Source organism: Tunicatimonas sp., assembly GCF_049647865.1.
Classification (GTDB): Bacteria; Bacteroidota; Bacteroidia; order Cytophagales; family Cyclobacteriaceae; genus Tunicatimonas.
The window spans coordinates 1-7,057 of the sequence record NZ_JBARYM010000383.1; the positions used below are offsets into that span (position 1 = coordinate 1).

At 42.3% G+C, this 7,057-nt stretch carries 8 protein-coding genes; 5 read left to right on the plus strand and 3 right to left on the minus strand.

Annotation, left to right across the window (positions count from 1 at the left end; all coding sequences use genetic code 11):
* On the minus strand, positions 1-1,289 hold a 1,289-nt coding region (locus tag WBA23_RS11445), incomplete at its 3' end, for an exo-beta-N-acetylmuramidase NamZ family protein (RefSeq protein ID WP_424582413.1).
* A gap of 207 nt (positions 1,290-1,496) precedes the next feature.
* Between WBA23_RS11445 and WBA23_RS11450 the strand changes: the two genes are divergently transcribed.
* Entirely contained in the window at positions 1,497-2,732 is a 1,236-nt protein-coding gene (locus tag WBA23_RS11450) for an ABC transporter permease (protein WP_424582414.1), read from the plus strand.
* Here the strand turns inward: WBA23_RS11450 and WBA23_RS11455 are convergent.
* A complete protein-coding gene (locus WBA23_RS11455; RefSeq protein ID WP_424582415.1) occupies positions 2,716-3,471 on the minus strand; it encodes a polyprenol monophosphomannose synthase in 756 nt (251 codons plus the stop codon). The two genes, WBA23_RS11450 and WBA23_RS11455, sit on opposite strands and share 17 nt — an antisense overlap.
* Before the next feature lie 169 nt (positions 3,472-3,640).
* On the opposite strand from WBA23_RS11455, the gene WBA23_RS11460 reads away from it, so the two are divergent.
* Complete coding sequence (locus WBA23_RS11460; protein ID WP_424582416.1) at positions 3,641-4,195, plus strand: D-glycero-alpha-D-manno-heptose-1,7-bisphosphate 7-phosphatase; 555 nt, start codon at positions 3,641-3,643, stop codon at positions 4,193-4,195.
* Positions 4,196-4,255: 60 nt separating this feature from the next.
* Here the strand turns inward: WBA23_RS11460 and WBA23_RS11465 are convergent, their stop codons facing one another.
* Positions 4,256-4,771 (minus strand): hypothetical protein, encoded by a 516-nt coding sequence (locus WBA23_RS11465; protein WP_424582417.1) that lies wholly within the window; start codon positions 4,769-4,771, stop codon positions 4,256-4,258.
* A 103-nt stretch (positions 4,772-4,874) separates the two neighbouring features.
* On the opposite strand from WBA23_RS11465, the gene cysQ reads away from it, so the two are divergent.
* The 3 genes from cysQ to WBA23_RS11480 all read left to right on the plus strand — a co-directional run.
* A complete protein-coding gene (gene cysQ / locus WBA23_RS11470; RefSeq protein ID WP_424582418.1) occupies positions 4,875-5,669 on the plus strand; it encodes a 3'(2'),5'-bisphosphate nucleotidase CysQ in 795 nt (264 codons plus the stop codon).
* A 69-nt stretch (positions 5,670-5,738) separates the two neighbouring features.
* Positions 5,739-6,812, plus strand: a complete 1,074-nt coding sequence (locus WBA23_RS11475; protein WP_424582419.1) for a mannose-1-phosphate guanylyltransferase — start codon at positions 5,739-5,741, stop codon at positions 6,810-6,812.
* A gap of 4 nt (positions 6,813-6,816) precedes the next feature.
* The coding region (locus WBA23_RS11480) for a GDP-mannose 4,6-dehydratase (protein WP_424582420.1) at positions 6,817-7,057 on the plus strand (241 nt) is incomplete at its 3' end.

Here is a 7,057-nt window from a genome sequence, read left to right on the forward strand (position 1 = left end):
TACTCAAAATCCTCGTACAACAAATACTTCTTCCGCACGGCTTTGTATTCCGAAAGCTCAGGTTCCCAACTTTGCTCAATTTCCTCTATGCTTTTCCCTGCTTCTATCTGTTTCTGAAGGGTTTTATTGCCCGCCAGTAATGCGAAGGCATCAGGACGATCAATAAATTCTTGATTGGTCATTCCATGGGCTTTGGCTTGTTGGTAGAAATCTATAAGAAATTCTAGAGTGAATTTTTCCAGATGAGGGATTCCTCGCAGATCAACTCCATAACACAGCTCACCTTTGTGCTTAGTATCAAATGCTACTCCCGGAATATCGTTTGGGGTAAATTGAATAGAATCAAACGTTGGGTTTTTGGCTAAAATAGCTTGCTGAATAGCCTGGTTAGGGTTGCCCAATACCTGAAAAGGAAACTCGGTCCCGCGCCCCAAACTGAAACTAGTGGCCTCAAATAAACAAAGTGAAGGATAAAGATTAATCGATTGATCGTTAGGTAGATTGGGTGAAGGACGCACTGGTAATGGATAGCGGTCAGTATGTGAATAATTCTTCACTGGAACAACTGCTATCTCACACTGCAAGCTATCGGTAAGCCATCCTTCGCCGTTAATCATTTGCGCCAATTCGCCCACTGTGAGGCCGTGAACAATAGGAATAGGGTGCATTCCTAAAAAAGATTTTTGTTCAGGTTCGCGAACTGGGCCGCCAACGTAAAAACCATTAGGGTTAGGGCGATCTAGAATTACCATACGCTTACTTTCTTCAGCGCAAGTTTCCATCACGTAGTGCATAGTACTAATGTAAGTGTAGAATCGCGCTCCTACATCTTGAATATCAAAAACAATAACATCAATATTTTGAAGTTGCTCCGCGGTAGGCTTACGATTTTTTCCGTAGAGTGAAATGATGGGCAGTCCAGTTCGGACATCGGTAGCGTTCTGTACTTCTTCGCCATTGGCTGCTTCACCGCGAAAGCCGTGTTCGGGAGCAAAAATCTGGGTAATATTCACCCCTAGCGAAAGTAGCGAATCCACCACATGCGTAGTGTCAATCAGCGAAGTATGATTAACCACCATGCCTACCCGATTCCCCTGTAAAATCGATAAATACTCTTCGGTTTGATAAGCTGCGGGCAGAATGGGCTTAGGTGTTTCTACAACGGTAGTACTGTCTTCTTTCGCGCTGCTTTCAGGAGGTTGACAACTAACCGAGAAACTGAAATAGAATACAATAAGTACCGTGTAAAGCAGGTTAACAGTTAAGTGGCTCCAAATAGCTTGTTTCATATAAATTATAATTACTGCGACCGTTACGAGGATAAACAATGATTGATAAGAAGTGAATAATATGAATCACTATTCATGAGTCATCATTCATTAATCAAAACTTCGTGTATTTTTGCATCAGAAGAAACAACTTTCTTTGAGTAATACCAACGAAAAGACAGCACCGATCTTATTTCTAGTGAGTTTGCAAAGTAACGTACTTTTTCCTTGAATCTTCCCTATTTTATTGCCAAACGTATTAGTAAGACCGAAAATCGCTCATTTTCGGCTACAATCAATAAGATTGCGGTAGCGAGTATTGCACTTGGTTTGGCTTTAATGATTGTTTCATTTCTGATTTTGAGTGGCTTCCGAAAAGAGGTCAAAGATAAAATATATACGTTTAGCGGTCATATCCAGGTTACGAAGTATACACTGAACAATGCCATGCAAGAGGAGCCGGTGTCGCTCAATAATCCACTCTACCAAAACCCAGAACAGTACGACTACATTGACCATGTGCAGGTATTCAGCCATAAAGCGGGCATTTTAAAGTCAGATACCGAGTGGTTTGGAGTATTTATGAAAGGAGTCAGCCCTAACTTTGATAGTGTCCGTTTTAAACGCAACTTAGAAAAAGGCGAATTTATTCAATTCAATCAGGATTCTACCGCTACCAATAGTTATTCAACCGATATATTAATTAGCCGAAAGATTGCTAACATTTTAGAGGTAGATACGGGCGATGCGGTTCGGATGTATTTTGTTGATCCACCTACCCCTCGCCAGCGCAAACTTACGGTAAAAGGCATCTACTACACCGGGCTGGAAGAGTTTGACGATCAGGTAATTATCGGGGATATTGGTCTAATTCAGCGGCTTAATAACTGGCCAGATACACTAGTAGGTGGATTTGAAGTCTACCTAAATGATACCGATGATTTAGCCGAAGCCGAAACGATGCTACAAGATGAATTAGACTACAGCCTCTACGTTGAAAAGATCAGCGACAAGTACGTGCAAATGTTCGAGTGGCTAGAACTGATTAATAATAATGTTATCATTTTTCTGGTACTTATTCTTTTTGTGGCTTGCTTCAATATCGTCAGTATTTTGCTAATCTTAATTATGGAGCGTACCCAAATGATTGGGCTACTCAAAGCCATTGGAGCTAAAAATCGACAAATTCGGCGGATATTCACTTACAACGGTATGCGGTTAATTATGCGAGGTATGGTACTAGGTAACGTTATCGGGATTGGTTTTGGGGTTTTGCAGTACTACTTCAAACTGGTACCCCTTGATCCGGAGAACTACTACATGGAATTCGTACCAATTCAGTGGGATTTTACGGCCATTCTATTCGTTAATGCGCTTACTTTCGGTACCATTGGTTTGGTACTAAGCATTCCAACGGCAATAATTCTGCGGATTCAGCCCAGTCGGGCTATTCGCTTTGATTAGCCAAAGTAGGAAGATGGTATTTACGAAAGAGACTACGAACTTTTAAATAAATCACTCCGCCGAAGGCTTCCCAGAAAATTTTTGACGACATCTTGGACTCACCGCGGGTTCGATCGGTAAAAATGATAGGTACTTCCTTTATTTTAAACCCGTACATCCAAGCATGAAACTTCATTGAGATTTGAAAAGCGTAGCCTACAAACTGGAGCTGATTCAGGCGAATGGCTTCTAAAACGCTTCGGTGGTAGCATTTAAATCCGGCTGTAGCATCATTAATTGGCATTCCGGTAATAAACTTTACATATTGACTGGCAAAATACGATACTAACACCCGCCGGATGGGCCAATTAACTACATTCACCCCGGTTACATAGCGCGAACCAATGGCCAAGTCATACCCTTCATCGGCACAAGCTCGGTATAGCTGCACCAAATCTTCGGGATTATGGGAAAAATCGGCATCCATTTCAAAAATGTACTCGTAGCCGTGCTCCAAGGCGAATCGGAAGCCTCGAATATAAGCGGTGCCTAAGCCTAGTTTTCCTTTTCGCTCAATCAAATGGACCCGACCTTCGTAGCCAGTTTGCATATCGCGCACTAGAGCTGCCGTGCCATCGGGCGAACCATCGTCTACTACTAGCACATCAAAGTTTACCGCTAGCGATAAAATACTACTAAGCAGTAGCTGAATATTTTCTTTCTCGTTGTACGTAGGGACAATCACTAGATTTTCACTCAAGACTTATAGGGCTTTTTAGAGTTTTCCTAAAACTAGTTCTTTTATGTACAGACTAAAACGTCAGAGAACGCTTGACAAAAGATTGCGAAATTAGCAGCTTATTAGTACAATTAAAACAATATTTGCGGAGCATTCTTGTACTAAGCCGAGGTTTTTAACAAAAAATAACGTGTCTACGACTCAAAAGTCAGCCTGTGTTTTTCTGGATAGAGACGGAGTAATCAATCGCGATCGGGTGAATTATGCCTACGAACTGGAGAATTTTAGGATTTTGCCGGGCGTTCCGGCGGCTTTACGAACGCTTCGCGATGCCGGATTTCATCGGATTGTTATTACCAACCAGTCGGGTATTGCCAAGGGAGTTTACACCCGCCAGCATATGCAAAATTGCCACAACTTCATGCAGATGACGACTGGGCATTTGATAGAAAAAATTTACTACGCGCCTCATCACCCTAGCGTTACCGAATCGTTAACCCGAAAGCCGGATAGTCTGATGCTGGAAAAAGCAATCGCCCGATTCAATGCTGACATCAGTAAATCCTGGATGATTGGTGATGCTGAGCGCGACCTAATTCCGGCTACCAAACTGGGTTTGCAAACGATTCGCATTTTTAAGGAAACCGAGGAACGGAATCTGGCGCCCGGAAATGGGGGGCTGGAAACCGTTGGTCAGTACATTGCCGCTGATTTGGTGGAGGCAGTGAGGATTATTGCTGGGTAGAAGAGTTAAAGTGTTCAAAAGCTACAACATCTAAACACCCCGAACGATAACACTAAAGAATTATCGCAATATTTCAACAAGATGCTTCACCCCTTCTTCACTTACTTTGTACTGACCTTGACGCATTTTAAACACCTTTTTATAATCTTGATTCAGCTTGTTAAAATGGGCGGTATTAGTGAGGTCAATACCGTGGTCACGCAGTAGTTTGTTCACCTCGCGGGTAGTAAATGTTTGTTCGTTGTTCTGCGATTGCACAAAATAACTGGCTAGTAAAACAATATCCGTTTTATTGATACTCTTAGGTGCTCTGTGGTAGAACTCACCAAACGAGGCCGGAACTTCTAAACCGTCAGTAGTAGTTTTAGCCGCTGAATCAGTGGATTGTTCAAATATCGATATTTGTTTTCCTTTCGCTGGAGTGTCTTTTTCGACTTGCCCATTAGCCGAAGATTTAAGAATTTCGGTAAAGGCTTTTATCGTTTCCGAATAAGTGTCTACGTACTGTTGAGGGCCTTCTATCTCAAATTCGCCATTATTCCAAGCTAAGCGAATACGAACCCGACTATCTTCCATAAAATCAAGCATTCATCCATGTAACGAACGTTGCCAATATACGCTTTTTTATCGCATCAAATCAATTAGTTTTACACTCCCAAACGAATCAAACCACAATAGCATGAATGTATCTGTTCAGGTTACCCCCTTGCTGGATATTGCCGTAGCAGCCGGAGAAAAAATTCTAGAGATTTACCACGATGCTGATTTCTCGCAGGTAGTCAACTTCAAAGACGATAACTCACCGCTAACGTTAGCCGACAAAGCTTCTCACGAAATAATAGTAGCCGGACTGAAGAAGCATTTCCCTAATATCCCGATCATTTCTGAGGAAGGGAAAGATGTTTCCTACGAAGAGCGGAAAGACTGGAACCCCTTCTGGTTGGTAGACCCACTGGATGGTACTAAAGAATTCATTAAGCGCAACGGGCAGTTTACGGTGAACATCGCATTAATCCATGATCACCGTCCGGTAGTGGGTGTAATTTATACTCCAGTAACTGAGGAGCTGTACTACGCCTCGCAAGATAACTACGCTTCTGATGTTAGTGCCGGAACTTTTAAACGGGAGTCTGCGGGCCAACCGTTTCCATTGCAGGTAAGGCATCAAACCGAAAACCGAGTAGCCGTTCGTAGCAGCAGCCATGCTTCGGAGGAAGAAGAAGTTGTATTAAGCCAGCATGGTGTGACCGAAAGCATTGCCCGAGGAAGTTCGCTAAAGTTTTGCATGGTGGCTGAAGGTAAAGCTGATATTTATTATCGTCATGGCCCAACCATGGAGTGGGATACAGCAGCTGGACAGGCTGTGGTTGAGGGAGCAGGAGGAAAAGTTTTACAGGGTACCGGGCCAGAGTTGTTTACTTATAATAAGGAGATATTAAGAAATAGCAGCTTCTTGGTACTTACCGATAGGTAATTTTTGATTTTAAGTATTACCCACTACTTTTGCACTGAATTTGGTTTTTTCTTGAAAAAAATTAAATAAATGGATAATAATTTTGCGTTAATTATGGCAGGCGGGGTTGGTACTCGCTTATGGCCGGTCAGTCGCCAGCAGTTTCCCAAGCAGTTCCATGATGTAATCGGGATTGGAGAATCGCTGTTGCAGTCTACGTTTCGCCGCCTTCAGAAAATTTGCCCTACCGAAAATATTTATATCATCTCAAATCAAGATTACTACGGGCTAATTAAGCAGCAGTTGCCAGAAATGACCGATAATCAAATTCTGCTAGAGCCTGATTTGCGGAATACGGCACCCTGTGTTGCTTACGCCTTTCATAAGATCGCTCAGAAAAATCCTGATGCCAATTTAATTGTTTCTCCAGCCGATCATTTAATTGTTAAAGAAGATAAATTTGTGCAGTTGGCCACCCAGGCGTTGGATATTGCCAGTAAAAACGATTATCTGATTACATTTGGCATCAACCCTACCCGGCCCGATACTGGCTATGGCTATATTGAGTATGAGAAAGAAGCCACGGGTGGAGTACACAAAGTAGCTGCTTTCAAGGAGAAACCTGACTTGGCTACGGCAGAAGATTTTTTGAAGCAGGGAAACTTTGTTTGGAACTCAGGTATCTTCGTTTGGAGCAGGGCGGCTATTCAAAAAAGTTATGAGCAAAACCTCGCCGAAGTAAATGACATCTTTGCTAAAGGGAGTGAAGCATATTATACAAATCAAGAAGCTAATTTTGTTAAAGAGGCATATAATAACTGCATTAATATCTCGATTGATTACGGCATTTTGGAGAAAGCCGATAACGTCTACGTAATGCCCGCCGATATTGGCTGGACCGATTTAGGGACCTGGAAGTCAATTGATGGTGAGCAAGAGAAGGATAATTATGGGAATAGCTTATTGGGCGAGGTGATGACCTACAACACTAAAAATTCATTTATTAAAGTACCAAAAGATAAAGTTGGAGTGGTGCAGGGGTTAGAAAACTATATAGTAGTAATGACCGACGATGCTCTGATGATTTGTAGCAAAGACGAAGAACAGATGGTAAAGAAGTTTCTCAACGATATTAAAGAAAAAGGTTTAACCGCATACGTATAGAATTATGAAAAAGGCACTTATTACTGGCGTAACCGGACAGGACGGCGCGTACCTTACCGAACTCCTGTTGGATAAAGGCTACGAAGTACACGGTATCAAACGGCGTACTTCGCTATTTAATACCGATAGAATTGATCACTTATATCAAGACCCGCACGAGAAAGATCTTCGGTTAAAACTTCACTACGGGGATTTGACCGACTCTACTAACATCATTCGCATTGTACAGGAAGTGCAGCCTGAGG